The sequence below is a fragment of the Sphingobacterium bovistauri genome (assembly GCF_020295405.1).
Taxonomy (GTDB): domain Bacteria; phylum Bacteroidota; class Bacteroidia; order Sphingobacteriales; family Sphingobacteriaceae; genus Sphingobacterium; species Sphingobacterium bovistauri.
The window spans coordinates 34,947-56,384 of sequence record NZ_JADEYP010000024.1 but is presented as its reverse complement, the minus strand read 5'-3'; the positions used below and the strand labels follow the sequence as shown (position 1 = coordinate 56,384).

The window sequence follows — 21,438 nt, the reverse complement described above, 5'->3', positions numbered from 1 at the left end:
TGATTGATTTATACAAATTTATGCGTGTAAAGTTAATGAAATTAAATGTTTTAGGAAGCGATTATTGTCTATTATTGCATAATAATTTTTGATTTATCCAGTAGTTAAATTCAAAATTAAATTCTATAAGATTGATACTCCGAAATTTCTACTCATATTTTGTTTTTTATACGAAGTATATGTCTTGTGATCTAATGTTTTTTATAAAGTATTGAAATATAAGTGTCTATTTTGGTAAAAGGTTTAAGCATCATATGGATATATGTTTTTTATAGATAATCTATAGTTTTTATAGTTTTTACTCTTCAAATATTGGTTTAAAATATGCTAAGTAGAATGTATTAATGCATAATACTGTGGAGGGTGTTGTAGATTCATTTATAAATGAAAGTTTTAGGCATAATTCAGTTTGTTTTTTTTAGATTTAATTGACGTTTAATTTTCTTTATGTTAATATTTTGTGATATAATTTGAATCGACTTGTGGAAATGTATTAAATATTGCATCCATTGCTAAACTAACTTTACGATTTATGATAAAAATAATATTTGTATGCTTATTAGTAGCATTTAATATAGCTTCAAATGCTCAAGATAGAATAAATGCAGCAGCACAGGTTAAAGAGGTTACTGTATATGCTAATGGTGCTGAATTGTCTAGTTCTGTAAAAGTAAATTTGCCAAAAGGTAGTACGACTTTATTCGTGCAGAATGTAGCCAAAGATTTGGATTTGCGGAGTGTACAGATATCAGGACCTGATGGTATCACTGTTCTTTCTATAAGTACACAACAGTCTGGCGAGATGGAAATATTAAATCCTATACATCGAAAGCTAAAGGATACTTTGGATAGTGCTATTTCTCGTCGTGAGATATTGATGAACAAACTAAATGCAGCACAAGGTGCATTGAAAATTTTGAATAATGATCAGTTGCTCGGTGGAGGCAGCAAAGTAGAATTGGGAGATTTGACTAAATTGGTCGACTATTACCAAGTCAAAGTCGTCGAATTAAATGCAAATATTAGTTCCTTGAAAAAAGATATAGCTAGTGAGGATAAAGCCATAGGACGTCTACAGGACAAAATCCGCGTGTACACGGGGGATGGTGGACAATTGATTATTCAGATGAGCAATGCTAAAGCGATAGAGGGGATTTTCAATATTTCGTATATGACGTATTCAGCAAATTGGGAGGCTTATTATGATTTGAGAGCTAAATCTGTTGCTTCGCCATTAGAGATATTGTACAAAGCACGGGTTACGCAGTTTACTGGTGTGGATTGGAAAAATGTGAAACTTACGCTTTCCACGGGAAACCCTTCCCAAAATGGGGATGCTCCTCTATTGAATCCAATTTATGCACAGTATTATTCTAATCAAGGTCTTTTTGGGCAATTGTCAGGACGAGCGGCAGGGGTAAATGTCATGCAAAATAGAGTTCAATCTATTGGGACAAGAGCGGAGATGGAAAACTCTCGGATGGAACAAACTGAAGCAAAAAAGTCGCTATCTAGTCCTGTTGCTACCATTACGGAGAACCAATTAAGTGCAATATTTGAAATAGATTTTCCGTATGATATAGCGTCCAATGGTCTTCCACATAGTGTGACACTGAAAGAATTTTCACATCCAGCGTTATTTAAATATTATGCAGTACCGAAATTGGATAAAGATGCGTTCTTATTGGCTGAAATCAAAGATTTTGAAAAGTTGAATCTCGTTCCTGGAGAAGCTAATATTTTGTTCGAAAATATGTTTGTTGGAACTTCTTATATTAATCCTGCCGTTACAACAGATACATTAAACCTAAGTATGGGACGCGATAAATCAATTTCCATTAAAAGAGAGCGTATAATGGATGAAAAAAGCACACAAGTAAGTGGTGGTACAAAGCGACAAACATATACTTATGAGTTGCGTGTGCGTAATACTAAATCGACAGCTATCAATATGTTGTTGAAAGATCAATTTCCAATTTCGATAGATAAGTCGATAGAGATTGATTTAGTTGATGGTGGGGGAAGCTCTGTCAACAGAGAAACAGGGGTGTTAACTTGGATGCTAAATGTGAAGCCCGCAGAAACCCAAACATATCGTTTTACGTTTACAGTTAAGTATCCTAAAGATAGAGTTGTGAATTTTAATTAGTAGAAACAAAAAAAGCTCTTCGACGAAGAGCTTTTTTTGTTAGTTTAATGTAGACCAAGTTGACCATGGAATTCTTGATAGAATCAAAATCAATGCAATAGTATACGTAATGAAAACTGTTTTGTTGGCAGCATAATCTTCTGTTGCTTTTTTAGCTTTTATATATCCTACTGTAATTAATACAATAGCAATAATCATAACCAATGGATGCTCTAGGAAGTACAATCTCGATAAGCTGTTACTCATATTTTCTCCAGAAAAACTTTTGATACCTAATGGAGAAACAAAGTAAATAATCAAACCAATAAGTAATTGTAAATGCGCAGAGATAAATCCAATTAATGCGATTTTGCGATTATATGGGTTAGCTTTAAAATAATTCACTGCCGTAATTACAATAGAAATAACTAAAGCTATCAATAGAATAATAGCCAAAGTTGAGTGTAAGTGTTTCATACCTGTTAACATATGTTTTTGTTTTTAATTTTCGTTATTACAAAAGTACTATTTTGAAAGTCGTTTTTCACCTAATTCTCTAAATTCAGATTTAGTCTTAAATTGAGGGAATGTTTTTTCTTGACTCATGATATGTCCAATGTCAAAAAACAAACGTATATCAGCTAGGATGCCAGAAAAATCCCAATGCTCATCTAATTCATCCTGAGGTTTATGATACCTATTTGCTAATGAGACTTTGCGTTTTTCAATGGCAATAGTATCAGTTGAAATCAATTCCGAGCCAGATCCCATAAATAAACCAGGTACACCTTTTTTGACAAAATTAAAATGATCTGAACGGTAAAATCCTCCTGATGTAGGATTTTTTTCACCAACTACAATTCTTCCAAATTTTGCAGCTGAACGTTCTACATAATCTTCAATTTCTGTCTGACCAATACCTACAATCGAGACATCTTTTGTCGCACCTAATGGACTGAAGGCATCCATGTTCAAATTTGCTACAGTTTTATTCAGTGGATAAATTGGGTTATTTGCATAATAGGAAGAGCCCAATAAACCTTCTTCCTCAGCTGTCAACGCAATAAAAATAATAGATCTTTCTGGTTGATGTTTTGCAGCTTTAAAAGCTTTTGCGATTTCAAATAAAGCAGCTACACCAGCAGCATTATCAATTGCGCCATTGTAAATTGAATCTCCATTCACAGCTTCTCCAATACCTAAATGATCCCAATGAGCCGTGTAAATAATGGTTTCATCTGGACGCTTTGAACCTGATATTTTAGCGACTACGTTGTTCGATTTTGAATGTCTGAACGAATTTTTAAGTTCAACTTTAGTGCTGACATTCATCGGTATAGCTTTAAATCCAGTTTTTTTAGACTCTTCTAATACATCTGCATTAAGTCCTCCGATTTTGAATAATTTCTGTGCTGTTTCTGAGGAAATCCATCCTTCGAATTCTGGCATTTCATCAGGATTATTGGTAGTTAAATCCAGCTGCGGACCTGACCAGCCCGAGCGAACTACATCCCATCCATAACTAGCCGCACCTTTTTCATGAATCAATAAGACGCCTGTTGCACCTTGACGACCAGCTTCTTCAAATTTATAACGCCATCTACCATAATAGGTCATTGTATCTGCTTTGAAAAGATTTTTATCGTATCGACCTGGATCGCTCACCATGACGACTACAGTTTTTCCTTTTACATCTAGTCCTTCATAATCGTTCCAGTTGTACTCAGGAGCTACAATTCCGAAACCCGCAAATACTAGTTTTGTATTTTCAACTGTTGTGCTTTCTTTTAGTTTACGTGTGCCTATTACAAAATCATCTAAGTTTTTAACAGATATTGATCCGTTCTTCCCAGTGAAAGTTAAGTTTTGCACCACAGGTTTCGAAGTGATTTCTACCATAGGCACTTCTTGAAAGTATGAATCACCATTTCCTGGTTCTAAGCCTAAAGTTTTGAATTGCTCTTGTATGTAATTTACGGTTAGGGTATCACCTTTAGTAAATGGTTTTCTACCTAAGAAATCATCAGAGGATAATTGCGCGACGTGTGCTTTGTAAGAATCCTCTGTAATGGCTTCAAGCGCTAGGCTATCGAGTTTACTAGCGTTAAAATTTGATGCCTGTTCTGTACAAGAGAATAGCCCCAAACTAAGTGCACAGGAAATAAAAAATGATTTATTCATAGTTCTTTTGTGTTGAAACGACTAAAATTACAATTTTAAAAGAAGATTGTCGCTGATTTATCTAATCTTTGACAGGAAAAACCTCTGCTATAGGATGAAAGAGATAGATTTTATTCGTTGAAATTTCTAAACACTTATATCGTTTACGTAATTTATCCATTTTTTGGAATGTCCGTCCATTTTTAAGTTGAAAGACAGCTTTTTCTGGCAATTCTTCTACATGAATTACTTCCGAAATCTTATTGTCATATTTTTTTAAGACGCGATAAAGATTGAGATCCGTGCAAGAGGAAGCTGCTGGATTATTCATGTAGTTATTAATCGCAATAACTACATCTGTAGGGAAGATATTTAATTTTAAAAATGGCTGAATGAGCGATTTAAAATTATTTTTCCATTCTTCACCATGGGGTTTAGCTTTATTTTTAAAATCTTGATAGGTTTTGAGATGCGCAAATTCGTGCACAGTCGTCATCAAAAAAGCATAAGGATTTAAGTCGTGATTCACAGTGATTTGATGAGGACTTCCTCGAAATGGTGCGCGATAGTCGCCTAATTTCGATGTTCGGCTTTTGGTTACTTTGAAACGGCAAGTACTGTCATTAATCCATTGCGAAATAATCGGTGCAGCCTCTGCTGGAATATACTTACTCAATTGTTTGCTGAAATCAGGCATATCAGTACAAACATATTATTTTATTAGCATAAAGTGAATTTTTTGTGGTTTTCAAACCTAAATCTTATCCCTATATTTGAATTTAGTTTTTCGGTAGAACGATCATCAACAAACACTATATGCTATCACGATTATTAATAAAAAACTACGCTTTAATCGACAATTTAGATATCACTTTTGATAAGGGATTAAATATTATTACAGGAGAAACAGGGGCTGGTAAATCAATTTTGATGGGGGCATTAGGTTTGATCTTGGGTAATAGAGTGGAGGGAAAGCAGTTTTTTAATGAAGATAAAAAATGCGTGATAGAGGGCTATTTTTTGATAGCGCCTTATGATTTGAAAGTTTTTTTCGAAGAAAATGAGTTAGAATATGAGGACGAAACCATCATCCGTCGGGAAATAGCAGTAGATGGCAAATCTCGTGCTTTCGTAAATGATTCTCCGGTGAATCTTACATTGTTAAAGTCTTTAGGTGAGCGTTTGATCGATATCCATTCACAACATGCTACTTTACAAATAAATACAGAGGATTTTCAATTGTTTGTCTTGGATGCTATTGCAGATAATGAGTCAATTATAGTAGAGTTTCGTAAGGAACTACAGCAATTAAGACTTGTTGATAAAAAACTCAAGTCGTTAAAAGAAGAGTCTCGTACGGCAAATGCAGAATTGGATTATAACCAATTTTTGTTTGATGAGTTGGAGAAATTGAACGTGCGTGAAGGTGAGGTGAAAGAGTTGGAAGAGGAGCAAGGGCAATTGGAAAATGCCGAAGAAATTAAACATGCTTTATTGGCAGCAAATCATTTGCTGGAAGATGGTGAGCAAAATGCTTTAGCCTTATTAAAAGAAAGCATTCAGCAGATTCAACAAGCCTCTCGTTATTTTTCGGATGCGGATGACTTTGCGAATCGCTTGCAAAGTGCCTATATAGAAATCAAGGATGTATCGGCAGAACTTGCAAATCAAGAATCTGCCGTGAATTTGGACGAACAGCGTTTGGATATTGTCAATTCGCGTTTGAGTGATATCTATAGTTTGTTGAAAAAACATCATGTGGATTCGGAAGTGGAATTAATTCAATTGCGACATGAATTGGAAGAAAAGCTTCAAATCGCGTTAAATCACGATGAAATTTTATCCAAATTAGAAGTAGAAAAACAACAACAGCAGGAAAAAGTTATAGCTATAGGTCAAGTTATTCATGACAAGAGATCGAAAGTAAAGGTTTCTGTGGAAGAGGCGGTACAAAATACATTAGCGCACGTGGGCATGAGTAATGCAAAATTGGATATCTCACTAACCTTACAATCTTTAGAAAAGGCAACGTCTAAAGGAATGGATGCGGTTCAGTTTTTATTTAGTGCAAATAAGGGACAATCTTTGCAGCCGATTCATAAAGTAGCTTCCGGAGGTGAATTATCTCGTGTGATGTTAGCCATCAAATCTTTGGTTGCTAAAAATTCAGCTCTGCCAACTATTATTTTCGATGAGATTGATACGGGTATTTCGGGAGAAGTAGCCTTACGTGTAGGAGAAGTTATGCAGGGGCTGGCCTCCAATATGCAAGTATTAGCAATAACGCATTTGCCACAAATCGCTTCTAAGGGAACTTCACATTTTAAAGTGTATAAAGAAGATAGGGATGATAAGACTCGATCAAATATTTTATTGCTAAATCCTGCGGAAAGAGTTGTAGAAGTTGCGCAAATGCTGAGTGGTGCAAATCCTGGAGAAGCAGCTTTGGAGCATGCAAAAAGTTTATTGTCAATAAAACAAAAATCGTCCTAGTATAGGAACTAGGACGATCTTCTATTGTTGCTTTTTAATCTTTAAAATTATTACTTATTTAGTAGCGTTAACTGAAGTAGCATTAATGATTGGCCAAGTAAATACATTTTGGCTATATCCCATACTTACTCCTTTTGTTTCTCCTCTTTTAGTGTCTAGCGCAAAATAATATAATGGCCAACCTTTATAGGTCAATTGTGCTTTGTCTAGCACAGTTGTTTTAGAAATAAGGTCTTTACTGATATACGATGGGAATAGCGCTACTTGTGGCGCAAATATTGGCCATGATTTTTCGCTGTCTGCATTTTTGGTATAATTATTCTTGTTTTCAGTGTCGTTTTTAAAGACATATAAAGCTCTCCCTTTATCATCGGTTAAATAGATGGTTTTACCAGTCCCTTCACCAGTTTGAATATAATTTTTACCATCATTTCCGATTAATTGTGTTCTTGCGATCATTACCGTATAATCGGGTTTGGCAACATACCAGACATTTCCAAGTTTATCGCCTTTTGTGTCTTTGGCTTTCATATCATCTTTGTAATAATATAAAGGCCATCCCTTATATGTTAATTGTTTTGTGCCATCAGCTCTTGTTATTTGACTGATTTGAGCCTTATCTACTTTGCTATCTGTAGTGACGTCTGCGGTGTAATATGCCGGCCAATTAACTAAACAGTCGCCTGTACAAGCTGATTTACCATCTACATCATCAGCAAAATAATATAAAGTTTTTCCATTAGCGTCGGTCAATATTTTGCCATGTGTAGCATCATCAGCCAATTGGATTCCTTTTGGTTTATTCTCCATTGGAGCGGCGCTGTCTCCGTCTCCACAAGAGGCAAATAATAAAGTTGTAGTTATGATTGCTGTTGTTTTTTTTAAAATATTTCTCATAATTTTTTAATTTATTAATTTTAAGTTATCAAATGTAATACGTTTAGAGAATTTAAATGGTTGCCTTCTATTCGAAAAAATATTTTATAGTATTGAAGCAACCATTCGCATTTTATTTACGTATTAAGAAATGATTGCATGTATGATGTCAGTTAGTGAATAAATCAACTTGGAAGAACGGTTAGAGATTATCAATAATATTGTAAAAGGATGTAGAAAACACGATAGTAGATCTCAAAAGGAACTCTATAGGGTTTTTTATGACTTTAGCTTGTCAATTTGTCAACGTTATGCCAATAATCGTGATGACGCATCCTGTATTTTGAATGAGGGTTTTTATAAAATTTTCAACCAGATTGATAGTTTTAATGTTGAGAAGCCGATAGCACCGTGGATAAGAAAGATAATGATAAATACTTCAATCGATTATTGTCGAAAAAAATCAAAATTTGAAAACAATGTTGAGATAGAAGATTATGTAAATGTCGTGAAGACAGATGATTTTGTGTACTCAAAGCTTCGCTACGAAGAATTGCTAAAGCTTATTCAAAAGCTTTCTCCGATGTATAGAACAGTATTTAATTTATATGCAATAGAGGGTTTTAATCATAATGAAATTTCAAAACAATTGAATATTTCGGTCGGTACTTCCAAATCGAATTTGTCTAAGGCTAGAACAAAATTAATGGAGATGGTCAAAACTCTTGAGGATAATAGTAGATATAATTATAAAGAATCATATTAGGGAAGTAGGGTAATGGAAAATAATGATATAGATAAAATTTTTAAAGAAGGGCTGGGAAACTATCCTTCGAATAATTTTAGAGATAAAGATTGGGTAGCTCTTGAAACCATTTTGCCTATGCGTAAAAAAAATAATGGATTCGTATATTTTGCTGGTATTACTTCATCCTCAATTGCAGCAGCATTATTACTGTTTTTTATTTTTTCAAAACAAAAATCACCAGTCGAAGATGATAATAAACTAGTCAAGGTAAAGGAAAGTGATATTTCTAATCGTGTCATAGATAAGACGGATATAAGTGTAAAAAAACTGAGTGAAGAATTATTAAACAACAATGTTGAGAAGGAAGTTAATGATTTATCATTCGTTAGAAATACTAAAAGCAAAGAGATAATTAATCATTATGTAGTTGAGAGAATCCACTTGTTTAGCAATGATAATCAAGGAAATGTCATTAGTGATACTCTTGCAACAAATGACGTGTTAGAAATAAATATTAACAACAGTGGGTTGACTCAAATTGCTAACAGCAATACGCAACTAGAAAATAAACTTATAGCAATCCAACCTGATAGTAGCAAACGTACCACTGAATCAACGGTTGTAAATGAGACGATTATAGGAGATTCTTATGCCAATGAAGATCATGCGAGTAATAAAGCCGATTTAGTTTCTGTAAAGGGTCGTGGAACAATAAATATATTGGCTGCATTGGATATGACAGAGGTGAGAGGAGCAGGCAAACAATCTATAAGCCAGAATGTGGGTTTACTTTATACGCATCCAATTACAAATAAATTCAGTGTTTCATCCGGTATTTTGTATTCAAAGAAAAACTATGAATCACCTTTCAGTTATTACAATCCGAAGAATCCATATGGAACAGCACATCATCTACCATCAGAAGTAGATGCATCATGTCAGGTATTGTCTGTACCGATTTTAGCTAATTATCAAGTTTTGAAACATGGCAATTTTGGAATTACTATAAGTTCAGGATTGTCAAGTTATTTTATGTTGAGCGAAAAGTATAAGATGTTGTATAACGGTAAGGGATATCAGGCATATACATCCGATTATACCATAAAGGGAGAGAATCAACATTATTTTGGAGTCGCAGATCTCTCTGTTTCTTTTGATCGAAAAATTAACAACAAATTGAGTATTGGAATAAGACCATTTATGCAACTTCCTTTGACAGGAATAGGCTATGGTCGAACAAATTTACAGTCCAAAGGTTTGGCTATTAGTTTTGGAATTGCACCCTAAAGTTAAAATAGATAGATTTTTTAACAAGAAGAGCGGTCGTTAGACCGCTCTTTTATTTTTTAGTTGCCAATTTCATTATCTGTTAATATGATTTTTGTAATCATGTTATCAGGCGAAATTGGAGAACCCGAACCACGATACTCTGCGAATATTCTTACTTTACCAATTGAATAATTCGCAGTGAATATATAATTGCCTATTGTAGCAGGTAATAATTCATAAGTTGTCTCATTGTTGTCATATGATATAGCAACACTTACATGACCATCTTCAAAATACCTCTCATCTAGATCAGAAATATTTTGTTCAAATCGATATACTCTTGGTTCGGTTTGAACCCATTGGTTTGATTTTATAGGATACACGTAGCTTACTCCTGGTAGAGTATTAGTGATATATTCTTTTGTGCAAGAATTTAGTGTGACCAAAGAAGCGCTAGCAATAGCTAATGCAAGTAATATCTTTTTCATGTGTATTGAAAGTTAAAATAATTAATACTAGTTTTTAGGTGTGACAATGATAATCAATAAAAGTTTAACACATTTTTACATTTCTTTATAACCAATATCATTCCAAAATGTTAGATTTTCTTTCAATTGTCACATTATCTCCCGTCAGGGCATTTCCTTCTTTATTAATTAGGCTTAGTTGAATTGTATTTTCTCCTAATGGTAGGTTGATAATTTCATAAGGAATCCAGCGATCCAACACAAATTCTTGACCGTTTATCACAGCTTTAACCTTATTAGATTCAGGTGAAATATCAGTGTTTACAACGAAAAAATCTAAAAGAACAGATTTAGTATCGGCTCCTTTATAGTCGCCTTTTGGTCTGCTGTAGAATAAAGAAGGTTCTGTAGGAACATTTTGTTCCTCGATTTTTCCATCTGCATTGATTTTGAATTTTATCAACTTTGACGCATCCGCAGTTTTGATAGATTCATGAAAAGATCTGGATAAAAAGGAAAGAAGGTAATGTTGTGAATTAATAGGGACTGTAAATGTATGCTCAGGTTTATATAATGCAACGTACGGTGTATTGTTTAATATAAAATGAATATGTTGTCCGTCGGCCGAATTTGCCATATGATGATCATGCGAGGTTTGATCCGTGAGATTAAAGTTTTGAAGCTCATACTTGATGGTAACCTTTGCCGAATCATTACCTAATTTTTCCGAAGCTAAAGAAGAAATGGTTAATGTGGCGCCAGGAAATTCTTTCGCATGTGGCAATGGTGTCACTTCAATCGCTTTTGCGGTATCTGTAGTCGCTAAGGAGTCTTGTGTAGAAGTCGTTTGCGAATTATTGGGTGAATTACATGAAAATGTAATTATTAATCCGCAAGCAGCAGTTAACAAAATATTTTTTGATAGAATATTTTTCATGAGAAAGTGGTTTATTGTAATCAATACTTAGTACAACAAACCACTGTCCTAAAAAGTTTTATTCGAAAGCTATTAAAAGCGCTTCTTTAATTGCTGAAATTGTCGTAGATAGATCTTCTTGCGTATGTGCTGCTGAAATAAAACCTACTTCGTAACCAGATGGCCCAAAGTAAATACCTCTATTTAACAATTCACGGTGCATGATTTTATATTTTCCCATAGATTCATGTTCAATCTGGTCAGCAGATTGAATTTTGTCCAAAGAAGTGAATGCAAACCAAAAAATAGAACCAAGAGTAAAGATTTTTACTTCAAGATTATTCTCTGCGATAAATGCGCGGATTTCTTCTACGAAAGCCAACGTAGTTTTCTCTTGGTTTTCATAGAAACCTGGTTGAGCTAAAATACTTAATGCCGCAATACCTGCTGCCATAGCAACTGGATTTCCCGACAAGGTACCCGCTTGGTAAACACCTCCATCTGGTGAAATATGTCCCATGATTTCTGCCGAAGCACCATAAACACCTACAGGCATACCACCTCCTATAATTTTGCCATAGGTTAAAATATCAGGTTGGATATCATAATATTTAGCGGCGCCTTCGAAACCAAGACGGAATCCAGTAATAACCTCATCAAAAATCAACAAAGAACCATTTGATTTAGTGATGTCCCTCAAGAATTGAATATAAGCTTTATCCTGAATCAATAATCCATTATTTGCAGGTACACCTTCAATAATTACAGCAGCAATTTGATCTTTGAAATCAACGAAAACTTGTTCTAGAGCAGCCTTGTCATTTAAGCCGATTACGATAGTTTCATCTGCGAAAGCTTTAGGAACACCTGCTGAAGATGTCTCTCCAAATGTTACTAATCCTGAACCTGCTTTTACCAACAATGAATCCGAGTGACCGTGGTAACAACCCTCGAATTTTACGATTTTGTCACGTTTTGTATAGCCTCTAGCCAAACGAATGGCTGACATCACCGCTTCAGTACCCGAACTTACAAAACGGATTTTTTCTACATATTTATTGTTCGATATAATCAATTCTGCTAATTCATTTTCTAAAGCTGTAGGTGCTCCAAAACTCAAACCTTTAGCCAATTGCGCTTGTACCGCTTCTCGGATTTCGGAATTGTTATGACCTAAAATAAGTGGTCCCCAAGAACAACAAAAATCTATAAATTCATTTCCATCGGCATCCCAAAGATGTGCTTTGTCACCTCTTTCGATAAATAATGGTGTGCCATAAACCGATTTAAATGCGCGAACCGGAGAATTTACTCCTCCGGGGAAATAATTTTTTGCTTTTTCGAAAAGTTCAGCTGACTTTTCTCTAGATATATCTTGTGCTTTCATGTGTTAAAATCAATATTGTTGCGAAGTTATCTATATTATTATATTGTCATTCCGAACGAAATGTAATGAAGTTAAGGAATCTAAAACAGATTTCTCCTTTGGTCGAAATGACAAATATTGTTTACCTTATTTCAACCAACCTTTTTCCAGGACTTCTTTCGCGTGGTAGGTTAGGATAGAAGTTGCGCCAGCACGTTTGAAACTTAATAAAGTTTCCATAATAGCTGCTTCAGACAACCAACCATTTGCAATAGCTGCTTTCAACATCGCATATTCACCAGAAACATTATACGCTGCGATTGGTAAATCAAAATTATCGTGCAATAATTTGATAATATCTAAATAAGGAAGACCTGGTTTTACCATTAAGAAATCAGCCCCCTCTTCCATATCTAATTGTGCTTCGATTAATGCCTCTCTACTGTTTGCAGGATTCATTTGATATGTTTTTTTATCACCTTTCTTCGGCGCAGAACCTAAAGCGTCACGGAAAGGACCGTAATATGCAGAAGCATATTTTGCTGTATACGACATCAAGGACACATTTGTAAAACCATTTTGGTCTAGTACCTCACGTAAATAGCCAATACGTCCATCCATCATATCTGATGGAGCGATAATATCTGCACCAGACCTCGCATGAGCTAAAGCCATTTTGCCTAAAACTTCCAAAGTTTCATCGTTCAAGATTTCATCATTCTCCACGATTCCATCATGTCCATCGGAGCTGTACGGATCCATTGCTACGTCAGTGATTACACAGGCTTCAGGAAAATTCTTTTTCACAGCTTCGATAGCACGTAAGTACAGAGTTCCTTCGCGGTAGCTTTCTGTAGCATATTTATCTTTCAACGATTCTTCCACAGCAGGAAACAAGTCAAAAGCTTTTAATCCCAAATTCATACAACTCTCTACTTCATGTAGTAAATTGTCAATGGAGTAGCGAAAAATACCTGGCATGGATTTTACTTCCACCTTTTGGTTTTCGCCGTCCACAATAAATAAAGGAAATATTAAGTTAGAAGACGACAAATGTGTCTCTTGAATCATGTCACGAATGACTGCTGATTTTCTGTTTCTTCTAGGACGTTGTAACATGGTATATGTGTTTGTATAAAAGCCATTTCAGACGAAATGGCTTTGTGTTTTTTATTTATATTCTAATCCAAAAATTGCTTCTGACAGCCCCATTTCATCTGGAGAAAATGGAAGTGTATATTTTAACTCCATTTCTTCGATAGCTTTAGCTGTTGAGTAGCCAATACAAATGATTTGTTGGTCTGGTTCTGCTAAGTTCTCTGCAAAGTAGGCTTGTACGTTGCTTGGGCTAGTGAATATTAATACTTCTGCATTTGTTTTGTCTACATTTTCTTCTAGCACCGTTTCGTAGATTGGCATATCAATAACAGTCGTATTCTCTGTCAATGCTTTTTGTATACTCATCAACGAATCTTTAGCACGTGGAATAAAGACTGTTTGTCCATCCGCAATTTTCGCAAACTCATTCGCAATTTCTTCGGTGCTGATACCTAAATCATCTCCTGAGAAGTCTGCTACACGACCAAATTTACGTAAAGTCGACTCTGAGCCTCTACCTAAAACTGCAATTTTAGTCTTTTTCAAAATCAATGGTTCAAGTTTGAAGAAGTGTTCAATTGCATTTTTGCTATTGAAGAATATCCAATCTGCTCTTTTTAGGATAAAAGAATCTAATGTGTTAGTCGTTGGGAATATTTTAATTAATGATCGCGCATCAACAGTAATATTATGTTTGGCTAACCATTTACCTAAATAAGAGTTTTCATCCAAATCTCTTGAAATAAAAACGGAAGAAGGCATTTTGCGGTCTTTCTTGAATTTATCAAAAATTCTTTGGGCCATACCCTCGGTCGTATTCGACTCCAAGTACAATCTATTGGGGAAATCTTCGTTGTCTTCGGCGATAGAAGTCCATGACTCGAATTTGCCATTACGCTCTCGGCAATAGGAGCCAAGGGGTGCATGACAGCCCGCGTCAAACATGTTCAATACTTTGCGCTCTACAGCTATAGTTTTGGCAACCCCTTCGCAGTTTATTTTTTGTAATAAATTGAATAAATCTTGGTCTGTTTCACGAATCTGAATCGCTAATACACCTTGTGCAGGAGCAGGGATGATTTCAACAGGAGAAACTTCTTCAATATGAAAATCAGATAAATCCATTTCGATACGAGTAACCCCAGCTTTGGCTAGTACAATAGCGTCGTATTGCTCATCACGTAATTTTTGAATACGCGTCTGTAAATTTCCACGTAAATCCGAAAATTCTAAGTCTGGACGAACCGATAATAATTGTGCTTTACGTCTGTTTGATGAAGTTCCTACACTTGCATTGTGTTTCAAGGAAAGGCGCTTAGTCACATCTACACAGTCTTTGTGAATAATTATAACTTCTGAAGGATCTTCACGTTCCGAAACAGCGGCTATAATAAGACCAGGAGGGTTTACAGTAGGTAAATCTTTGTGAGAGTGAACAGCAAGATCAATCTGAGCAGAAAGCAATTCTTCTTCTAATTCTTTGGTGAAAAATCCCTTGCCTTCTAATTTATCCAGACGTAAGTGTTGGATAATATCGCCTTGAGTTTTAATAATTTTTAATTCAGCTTCTACGCCGATTTCTGCTAATGTATCTTTTACGAAGTTGGCTTGCCAAAGTGCAAGTTGGCTACCTCTAGTTCCGATAATTAATTTTCTGTTCACTGAGACTGATTTACGTTATGTATTAACGGTGCAAATTTAGCCAAATAGAACCAAATTCTGCCTCTTTTAGTGTCAGAATAAAGTATCTTTTGCTCGGAAAGAATAAAGTGAATTAGTTTTTCTCGAATTCGGTATTTTTTACAAGAATTTCTTTAGCCATCACCATAGGAACTTTGATGTATTTTTTCTCCATATAATTGATAACCTTTTCCAAAACCTCACGAGCTTGCGGGTCAAGATTGCTTAGGTCTTGTGCAAAAACTTCATTCATCGCCATAGCACGAATTTCTTTTATCTTATCAGGTACTTGACGCATAGCTACTTCTACACGACGTTGTTTGATGATTGGAAGAAATTCTTTGATATTAGCTTCGATTATCGTTTCAGCACTTTCTAATTCGTTGTATCTTTCTTGGATATTTTTCTCAGCAATAGCTTGCAAACCACTTACTTCGATATAGTGAATCGAATTGTTTGTCAAGACTTCAGCGTCTATATCATTAGGGATTGCTAAGTCAACAACAACTTTTTTGTCTGCTTCACCGTTTAAAAGAGTTTGATATAGATTATTGTCAATGATAGAGCCAGCAGCTCCTGTACATGTGATAATTACATCAAATCCTTGTTTGTAATTTGCTAATTCGGACAGAGGATAAGCTTCACAATTAAGCTCAGTTGCCAATTTTTTAGCATTCTCTAATGTACGATTGAAAATGACGAAATTAGAATGTCTATGTTTTTTTAGGTATTTAGCAAAATTTTGATTTGTTTCACCAGAACCAATAACAAGTATTCTTGGGTTTTCGGCTAACTTGATTTCTTTAAGCTTTCTGTAAGCCAAAGAAACAACCGATATAGGATTGCGAGAAATGTTTGTGTAAGTATACACTTCTTTAGCTGTTTTTACCAATCTATCCATCATTAGACGAAGGAAGTCTCCTGTAAAGCCAGCTTCACGACATTTTTCATATGCACGGCGAACTTGTGCTAAGATTTCTTTTTCACCAACAACTAGACTCTCTAGAGAGCAAGACATGCGGAATAGGTGGTTCAGAGCTTCAAGTCCAGTGTAGCGTGTTACTTGCCCCAAATAACATTGCAATCTTTCTGCTGGTACGCAGAAATTCATGCGTTGCATAAAGTCAGCTATGAAATCATCTGTCAAATCATGTGCGCCATAGAAAACAAACTCCACACGATTACATGTAGCTATATAAAAAACTTCAGGTATATCTAACGTGTTTTTAAGATTGATTAATCTAGCATCTAACTCTTCGTTGCAGATAACTAAATTACCCAAATCTTTTAGGTCAACATGTTTGTGGGTGAATGCTATAACTTTTAAATTCTTCAACTCTTTAACTTTCTAGCTCAAATAACTGTTGCAAATGTAACCTAAAACCTTTGTTCTAATGTCAAAAATCTGTCAAACCAATTAATTTAGAAAGACTCTAAATAGTAGTTTTTAAATATTTAAATTACTGATAATTAGATTGTTGTAAATTTAAAATATTCTTTTTATGATCTATGTCACATAAATAAAATCTATTTTGTAATTACAATCATAATTTGGGGTAATAGAAGTGTGTTATTTTTGGCTGTGTGATAATATTCAAATATAGCTTTTAAATTATTTTGGCTTATTAATTTTGAAATTTACCTTTACATTTATGTATATACTAAGAAAACCAATAGCCTTATTTGGTATTGTACTGAGTGCAGTATCAACTGTTTTTTGTCCATTTTTGAAAGTTCCGATTAAAGGTAATTGGAATCTTTATGACACGGACACAAGTTTGTTTTTGATTACATTAGGTTTTCTCGGCTTAGCTGTTTTATTTTTTGTGATGCGAAAAATATCTTTATTCCGCTTTGTATCAATAGGGTATTTTTTCTGGACTATTTTGGGAGTGATAGCTGTTTATTTCAAGATTAATAACTATTTTGGAATGAAGCTGGTTGATGGTTTATTAGCAAAAACTTTACATATCAAATGGGGCTGGGTTGTGTTAATTTTATCTGCCTTAATTATGGTTCTTAGTGTTAAAAAAGTAAAAGAGATTAAGTAGGATGAGGTATAAACAGATAAATAATACGCCAATTAATCAAATCATGTTGATTTTGATTATTCTACTGATATGTGTGTTGATTTTTAACAATCTATTGTATTATTTACCTGGCTTTTTAGGTGCAGTGACTTTATATATCCTATATCGTAGTTCGTATTTTAAATTGACAGAAGACAGAAGATGGAATAGGGCATTAGCAAGTGTTTTATATATTTTGATATCGATTGTGTTTATAGTATTACCCATATGGGCGATTGTTGACTATCTTATTCCACAAATTAGTAGCTTTTTAAATAATACTGATCAAATCGTGACTCAGTTTAATCAAGTAAAAGTATTTATGTCTGATAAACCTCTATTACGAGAAATAGATATGTCAGATGAGGCTTTACTAAATTTATTACAACGATTAACGAAGTATATACCTAGCATTCTGAATTCGGTGATGGAGGTTGGGGTCAATATTTTAGTAGCCCTTTTTGTCCTGTATTTTATGTTAGTCCATGGACGTAAAATGGAAGATTACATACGTAGAGCACTACCTTTTTCAGAAACGAGTAAGAATGAAATTTGGGCTGAAGTTGATTTAATGGTGCGTTCAAATGCAATAGGGATTCCTATTCTGGGAGTCTGTCAAGGGTTGGTAGCTATGTTTGGATATTGGATCTTTGGTGTAGAGAATTACATTCTTTTGGGCATATTGACTGGTGCATCTTCTATTGTACCGGTGTTAGGGACGATGACAATTTATATTCCTTTATGTATTACTGTGTTTGCCTCTGGAGAGATGGGCAATGGTATTGGCTTGACACTGTATTGCTTTTTGTTGGTAGGTGGTATTGATAATATCTTGAGATTTACGATTCTGAAAACATTGGGTAATGTTCCGCCTTTAATTACTGTTTTTGGGGTTTTATTGGGATTAAAAATGTTTGGAATGTTGGGATTAATTTTTGGACCATTGATTTTATCATCTGTAGGCGTATTGGTAAAAGTCTATTCGAATGAATATGGCAAGGGAAATGCCCTTGATTTGGATTAAACAAACTTAAAAAGTGACCACTTACTTTTTTTTTATTTTTTCTTTCGTAATCCATTTGAACTCATTATGTTTGTAAGACTAAGGGAGATGAAAGAATGAAACTTTGTGAGTATTTACTTACAAGTTGGTAACCAAAAAACAAGATTATTGATAGACCGAAATGTCTTAAAACTTCACAAGATATTTTCTATCCAATTATAAAACTATTTTAGACTAATTATGGACTTGTCGACGAACCTTCGACAAGTCTTTCTTTTATATATAAATAACAGGTCCAAATACGTATATTTGTACAGACAATGTCTACAGATTAAAAACCATTAGGAAGAAATACATATGGGTACGGAAAGTAAGAGACAACAAAGATTTGCAGGGGTAATACAACAAGATTTAGCGGAGCTATTTCAACGAGAGGGGGGAGCATGGGCTCCAGGAGCTTTTATTACAGTTACAAAAGTACGTGTTACACCAGATTTGGCTATTGCGCGTGTATTTTTAAGCTTTTTAAATACCAATACAGCAAAAGATGATATTAAGTCTATAAAGACGAAAACAAATGAAATTCGATATAAATTGGGCGCTCGTATTAAGGATCAAGCAAGAATAGTACCGCAGTTAGAGTTTTTCTTAGATGATACCAATGAATATGTCGAGCATATGGATAAAATTTTCGAAGAAATCAGTAAAGAAACTAGACAGCCAGATTAATTAATCTGGCTTTTTTGATTATGATATTTCGTTTAGAAGATAATTCAATTTTATTTCCCGATCCACGATTAGCGGATGATGATGGTTTATTAGCTGTAGGAGGTGATTTGCGTAGTGAGCGTCTTCTACAGGCTTATTTTCAAGGGATTTTTCCATGGTACTCTGAAGATACTCCCATACTTTGGTATGCTCCAAAGGAACGTTTTGTGCTTTTTCCTACAGAAATAAAGATAAGTAAATCGATGGCGAAAGTGATGAAAAGTAACGCTTTTAACATTACTTTTAATAGATCATTCAAAAATGTAATTTCTAATTGTGCGAATGTAGATCGTGCAGATCAAGATGGAACTTGGATCGTGGATGATATGCAGAATGCGTATAATTCTTTACATCAGCAAGGATTTGCACATAGTGTAGAGGTCTGGCAGAACGAAAGGTTAGTTGGGGGATTGTATGGTATCCTGGTGGGTAAAGTTTTTTGTGGCGAGAGTATGTTTTCAATAGTTTCTAATGCTTCAAAAGCTGCGCTTATCTACCTGATTCAAAACTTTGATTTGGAATTAGTAGATTGTCAAATTCATTCTGAACATTTAGAATCAATGGGTGCAAGGGGAGTTGATTCAGAATTATTTTATACTTTGCTAAGTAATCAAAAATATACCGTAAATGGACTTCAAAAACTATTTCGATATCCCTAAAGATATTACGTATTTAAACACACCTGGAAATGGTTTGATGCCAAGAACTCATTACCAATGGAGGCAAGATCGCGATAAGAAATTCTTTGATGTAAATGGTCATTTACGTGATCAACAGGGTGCTTTTATTTCATCTATAAAAGAAGAATTTGCTTCTATCTTTGGTTGTCAACAGGAGAATTTATTTGCATTACCGAATTTTTCTTTCGGTCTACATACAATTTTGAATGGTCTTCCTCAGAATTTAAAATATGCTATCCTGGAAGGAGACTACCCTTCTTTGAATTACCCAATCATTAGTCGTCAATTGAATTATGTCAAGATTAGACTTGATGAGTTTGTGGAAGAAAATATTCAAAAATCTATTTTGGATAATTCAGTTGATGTGGTTTTATTGAGTATTGTTCAATATATTAATGGAATAAAGATTGATTTGGATTTTATTAAGAGATTAAAATCTGCTAATCCAAATTTGATTATTATTGGAGATGCGACACAGTATTTAGGCACCGAACCTTTTGATTTTTATTCTTCAGGATTTGATATAGTGGGTGGGTCTGGATATAAGTGGTTGATGGCTGGCTTTGGGAATGGTTATATGATGATTTCTGAATATGTCAAATCCATGTTATACAGTAAAGCTCAATATGGCGATAGACCAAGAGAAGCTATGTGGTCAGCAAAAAGTATCTTAGATACTTTTTTCGAGCCAGGGCATCAAGATACTTTGAGCCATGGTACTTTATTACAATCTATTCGTTTTCTGAAAGAAATGGGATTAGATAATATTAGTAAGTATCTTGTAGATTTAAATGATTATGCATATAGTAAATTAGACGAAAGAGGCTTAATTTTACCTGAAATTAGCAAGCGTAAAATAAAATCTTCCTTGATTAATCTGCAAATAGAACCAAAACATTATGAATTTCTAATGGAGAATGGTATTAAATGTTTTCCTAGAGGTTCAGGAATTCGCATTGGGTTGCATATGTATAATACAAATGAAGATGTTGATAAATTAATAGAGGTAATAGATAAAATAGATAAGTAGGATGAATCTAAAACTAGGAGATTTAGTACGTTTTGTGGATGAGCCAATAGAGGGTCATATCACATCAATACAAGCAAATGATATAATAGGTGTTACAGATGAGACGGGATTCGAAATACCTGTTTTACGTTCTAAATTGACTTTGGTACATGGTAATATGCGCACTGTAGAAGATGATTTAGACGATTTACCAGTTCAAGCTAATTTACCATTTGTAGATAAAGGAATTTATATTGCTGTATTAGGCGAACAAAAGGATGGATTAGCAAAGTTTTATATTGTCAATGAGACATCATTTGAATTGTTAGTATCTGTATCTGAAGTTTCGGGTTCGAAAACTACAGGTGTTTTCGCGAATTCAGTTCCCAAGCATGATTTTGCACAATTTTATACGGCTAATTTTTCAACAGTTGGGAAGTGGCCTACTTTTCAGTTGCAAATTATTCGTCATAGTCGATTAATTCAGACACAGACTCAACCTATTAGCAAAGAGTTTCGTGTGAAACCTTTGGATTTAATTATTTCAAAAGAACGCGTAGAAATGTTGAATGATAAAGCTTGGTTGTACGAAATTGATAAACCAGAAGAGGATATTGGTTTAGATAAATTGAAATCTCATTTTATCTCACACAGACCATATAAAAAATAGTTTTCGTATCTATTAGATAAACAATATTACATATTGCT

General features: G+C 34.4%; 20 protein-coding genes. 10 read left to right on the top strand and 10 right to left on the bottom strand.

The window, feature by feature from the left end; genetic code table 11:
• The first annotated feature begins 532 nt into the window (after nucleotides 1–532).
• Nucleotides 533–2,149 (top strand): DUF4139 domain-containing protein, encoded by a 1,617-nt coding sequence (locus tag IPZ78_RS12535; protein ID WP_225554231.1) that lies wholly within the window; start codon nucleotides 533–535, stop codon nucleotides 2,147–2,149.
• A 39-nt stretch (nucleotides 2,150–2,188) separates the two neighbouring features.
• Here the strand turns inward: IPZ78_RS12535 and IPZ78_RS12530 are convergent, their stop codons facing one another.
• From IPZ78_RS12530 to IPZ78_RS12520, 3 genes are all read right to left on the bottom strand, one after another.
• The gene (locus tag IPZ78_RS12530; RefSeq protein ID WP_225554230.1) at nucleotides 2,189–2,605 is read right to left on the bottom strand and encodes a hypothetical protein; all 417 of its coding nucleotides are present in this window, start codon (nucleotides 2,603–2,605) and stop codon (nucleotides 2,189–2,191) included.
• A 48-nt stretch (nucleotides 2,606–2,653) separates the two neighbouring features.
• Nucleotides 2,654–4,309, bottom strand: a complete 1,656-nt coding sequence (locus IPZ78_RS12525) for a M28 family metallopeptidase (protein WP_225554228.1) — start codon at nucleotides 4,307–4,309, stop codon at nucleotides 2,654–2,656.
• A gap of 61 nt (nucleotides 4,310–4,370) precedes the next feature.
• Nucleotides 4,371–4,985: a SprT family zinc-dependent metalloprotease gene (locus IPZ78_RS12520; RefSeq protein WP_225554226.1), complete on the bottom strand. Its 615-nt coding sequence runs from the start codon at nucleotides 4,983–4,985 to the stop codon at nucleotides 4,371–4,373.
• Between the two features lie 119 nt (nucleotides 4,986–5,104).
• Between IPZ78_RS12520 and recN the strand changes: the two genes are divergently transcribed.
• Nucleotides 5,105–6,781, top strand: coding sequence for a DNA repair protein RecN (gene recN / locus IPZ78_RS12515; RefSeq protein WP_225554224.1), 1,677 nt, complete (start codon nucleotides 5,105–5,107; stop codon nucleotides 6,779–6,781).
• A gap of 54 nt (nucleotides 6,782–6,835) precedes the next feature.
• Here the strand turns inward: recN and IPZ78_RS12510 are convergent, their stop codons facing one another.
• Nucleotides 6,836–7,678, bottom strand: coding sequence for a hypothetical protein (locus tag IPZ78_RS12510; RefSeq protein WP_225554222.1), 843 nt, complete (start codon nucleotides 7,676–7,678; stop codon nucleotides 6,836–6,838).
• Between the two features lie 169 nt (nucleotides 7,679–7,847).
• Here IPZ78_RS12510 and IPZ78_RS12505 point away from each other — a divergent pair, with 169 nt between their 5' ends.
• Complete coding sequence (locus IPZ78_RS12505) at nucleotides 7,848–8,423, top strand: RNA polymerase sigma factor (RefSeq protein WP_225554220.1); 576 nt, start codon at nucleotides 7,848–7,850, stop codon at nucleotides 8,421–8,423.
• Nucleotides 8,424–8,435: 12 nt separating this feature from the next.
• A complete protein-coding gene (locus IPZ78_RS12500) occupies nucleotides 8,436–9,692 on the top strand; it encodes an outer membrane beta-barrel protein (protein ID WP_225554218.1) in 1,257 nt (418 codons plus the stop codon).
• Nucleotides 9,693–9,751: 59 nt separating this feature from the next.
• On the opposite strand, the gene IPZ78_RS12495 is transcribed toward IPZ78_RS12500, so the two are convergent.
• The 6 genes from IPZ78_RS12495 to hemA all read right to left on the bottom strand — a co-directional run bounded on the left by IPZ78_RS12495 (nucleotide 9,752) and on the right by hemA (nucleotide 16,537).
• Complete coding sequence (locus IPZ78_RS12495) at nucleotides 9,752–10,162, bottom strand: hypothetical protein (RefSeq protein ID WP_225554216.1); 411 nt, start codon at nucleotides 10,160–10,162, stop codon at nucleotides 9,752–9,754.
• Between the two features lie 97 nt (nucleotides 10,163–10,259).
• Complete coding sequence (locus tag IPZ78_RS12490) at nucleotides 10,260–11,078, bottom strand: hypothetical protein (protein ID WP_225554214.1); 819 nt, start codon at nucleotides 11,076–11,078, stop codon at nucleotides 10,260–10,262.
• Nucleotides 11,079–11,136: 58 nt separating this feature from the next.
• Nucleotides 11,137–12,444 (bottom strand): glutamate-1-semialdehyde 2,1-aminomutase, encoded by a 1,308-nt coding sequence (gene hemL, locus IPZ78_RS12485; RefSeq protein WP_225554212.1) that lies wholly within the window; start codon nucleotides 12,442–12,444, stop codon nucleotides 11,137–11,139.
• A 126-nt stretch (nucleotides 12,445–12,570) separates the two neighbouring features.
• A complete protein-coding gene (gene hemB, locus IPZ78_RS12480) occupies nucleotides 12,571–13,542 on the bottom strand; it encodes a porphobilinogen synthase (RefSeq protein ID WP_225554210.1) in 972 nt (323 codons plus the stop codon).
• A gap of 51 nt (nucleotides 13,543–13,593) precedes the next feature.
• The gene (hemC, locus tag IPZ78_RS12475) at nucleotides 13,594–15,183 is read right to left on the bottom strand and encodes a hydroxymethylbilane synthase (RefSeq protein ID WP_225554208.1); all 1,590 of its coding nucleotides are present in this window, start codon (nucleotides 15,181–15,183) and stop codon (nucleotides 13,594–13,596) included.
• Between the two features lie 112 nt (nucleotides 15,184–15,295).
• Complete coding sequence (hemA, locus tag IPZ78_RS12470) at nucleotides 15,296–16,537, bottom strand: glutamyl-tRNA reductase (RefSeq protein WP_225554206.1); 1,242 nt, start codon at nucleotides 16,535–16,537, stop codon at nucleotides 15,296–15,298.
• Between the two features lie 316 nt (nucleotides 16,538–16,853).
• On the opposite strand from hemA, the gene IPZ78_RS12465 reads away from it, so the two are divergent.
• The 6 genes from IPZ78_RS12465 to IPZ78_RS12440 all read left to right on the top strand — a co-directional run bounded on the left by IPZ78_RS12465 (nucleotide 16,854) and on the right by IPZ78_RS12440 (nucleotide 21,400).
• A complete protein-coding gene (locus IPZ78_RS12465) occupies nucleotides 16,854–17,252 on the top strand; it encodes a hypothetical protein (RefSeq protein ID WP_225554204.1) in 399 nt (132 codons plus the stop codon).
• A gap of 1 nt (nucleotide 17,253) precedes the next feature.
• On the top strand, nucleotides 17,254–18,294 hold the full coding sequence (locus IPZ78_RS12460) for an AI-2E family transporter (protein WP_225554202.1): 1,041 nt from the start codon (nucleotides 17,254–17,256) through the stop codon (nucleotides 18,292–18,294).
• A gap of 336 nt (nucleotides 18,295–18,630) precedes the next feature.
• Complete coding sequence (gene rbfA, locus IPZ78_RS12455) at nucleotides 18,631–19,002, top strand: 30S ribosome-binding factor RbfA (protein ID WP_225554200.1); 372 nt, start codon at nucleotides 18,631–18,633, stop codon at nucleotides 19,000–19,002.
• A 20-nt stretch (nucleotides 19,003–19,022) separates the two neighbouring features.
• Nucleotides 19,023–19,700 (top strand): leucyl/phenylalanyl-tRNA--protein transferase, encoded by a 678-nt coding sequence (aat, locus tag IPZ78_RS12450; RefSeq protein ID WP_225554198.1) that lies wholly within the window; start codon nucleotides 19,023–19,025, stop codon nucleotides 19,698–19,700.
• The gene (locus IPZ78_RS12445; RefSeq protein ID WP_225554196.1) at nucleotides 19,669–20,751 is read left to right on the top strand and encodes an aminotransferase class V-fold PLP-dependent enzyme; all 1,083 of its coding nucleotides are present in this window, start codon (nucleotides 19,669–19,671) and stop codon (nucleotides 20,749–20,751) included. The genes aat and IPZ78_RS12445 overlap by 32 nt, the downstream gene beginning before the upstream one ends.
• 1 nt (nucleotide 20,752) lies before the next feature.
• The gene (locus IPZ78_RS12440; protein WP_225554194.1) at nucleotides 20,753–21,400 is read left to right on the top strand and encodes a hypothetical protein; all 648 of its coding nucleotides are present in this window, start codon (nucleotides 20,753–20,755) and stop codon (nucleotides 21,398–21,400) included.
• The last annotated feature ends 38 nt before the right edge of the window (nucleotides 21,401–21,438 follow it).

Excerpts from the sequence above, each read along its gene's own strand:
- IPZ78_RS12445 (WP_225554196.1), top strand. The coding sequence starts at position 19,669 with ATGGACTTCAAAAACTATTTCGATATCCCTAAAGATATTACGTATTTA.
- IPZ78_RS12530 (WP_225554230.1), bottom strand. The coding sequence starts at position 2,605 with ATGAAACACTTACACTCAACTTTGGCTATTATTCTATTGATAGCTTTA.
- IPZ78_RS12495 (WP_225554216.1), bottom strand. The coding sequence starts at position 10,162 with ATGAAAAAGATATTACTTGCATTAGCTATTGCTAGCGCTTCTTTGGTC.
- IPZ78_RS12440 (WP_225554194.1), top strand. The coding sequence starts at position 20,753 with ATGAATCTAAAACTAGGAGATTTAGTACGTTTTGTGGATGAGCCAATA.
- hemB (WP_225554210.1), bottom strand. The coding sequence starts at position 13,542 with ATGTTACAACGTCCTAGAAGAAACAGAAAATCAGCAGTCATTCGTGAC.
- rbfA (WP_225554200.1), top strand. The coding sequence starts at position 18,631 with ATGGGTACGGAAAGTAAGAGACAACAAAGATTTGCAGGGGTAATACAA.
- IPZ78_RS12535 (WP_225554231.1), top strand. The coding sequence starts at position 533 with ATGATAAAAATAATATTTGTATGCTTATTAGTAGCATTTAATATAGCT.
- IPZ78_RS12500 (WP_225554218.1), top strand. The coding sequence starts at position 8,436 with ATGGAAAATAATGATATAGATAAAATTTTTAAAGAAGGGCTGGGAAAC.
- IPZ78_RS12520 (WP_225554226.1), bottom strand. The coding sequence starts at position 4,985 with ATGCCTGATTTCAGCAAACAATTGAGTAAGTATATTCCAGCAGAGGCT.
- hemL (WP_225554212.1), bottom strand. The coding sequence starts at position 12,444 with ATGAAAGCACAAGATATATCTAGAGAAAAGTCAGCTGAACTTTTCGAA.
- IPZ78_RS12525 (WP_225554228.1), bottom strand. The coding sequence starts at position 4,309 with ATGAATAAATCATTTTTTATTTCCTGTGCACTTAGTTTGGGGCTATTC.
- aat (WP_225554198.1), top strand. The coding sequence starts at position 19,023 with ATGATATTTCGTTTAGAAGATAATTCAATTTTATTTCCCGATCCACGA.
- IPZ78_RS12465 (WP_225554204.1), top strand. The coding sequence starts at position 16,854 with ATGTATATACTAAGAAAACCAATAGCCTTATTTGGTATTGTACTGAGT.
- IPZ78_RS12490 (WP_225554214.1), bottom strand. The coding sequence starts at position 11,078 with ATGAAAAATATTCTATCAAAAAATATTTTGTTAACTGCTGCTTGCGGA.
- IPZ78_RS12510 (WP_225554222.1), bottom strand. The coding sequence starts at position 7,678 with ATGAGAAATATTTTAAAAAAAACAACAGCAATCATAACTACAACTTTA.
- IPZ78_RS12460 (WP_225554202.1), top strand. The coding sequence starts at position 17,254 with ATGAGGTATAAACAGATAAATAATACGCCAATTAATCAAATCATGTTG.
- recN (WP_225554224.1), top strand. The coding sequence starts at position 5,105 with ATGCTATCACGATTATTAATAAAAAACTACGCTTTAATCGACAATTTA.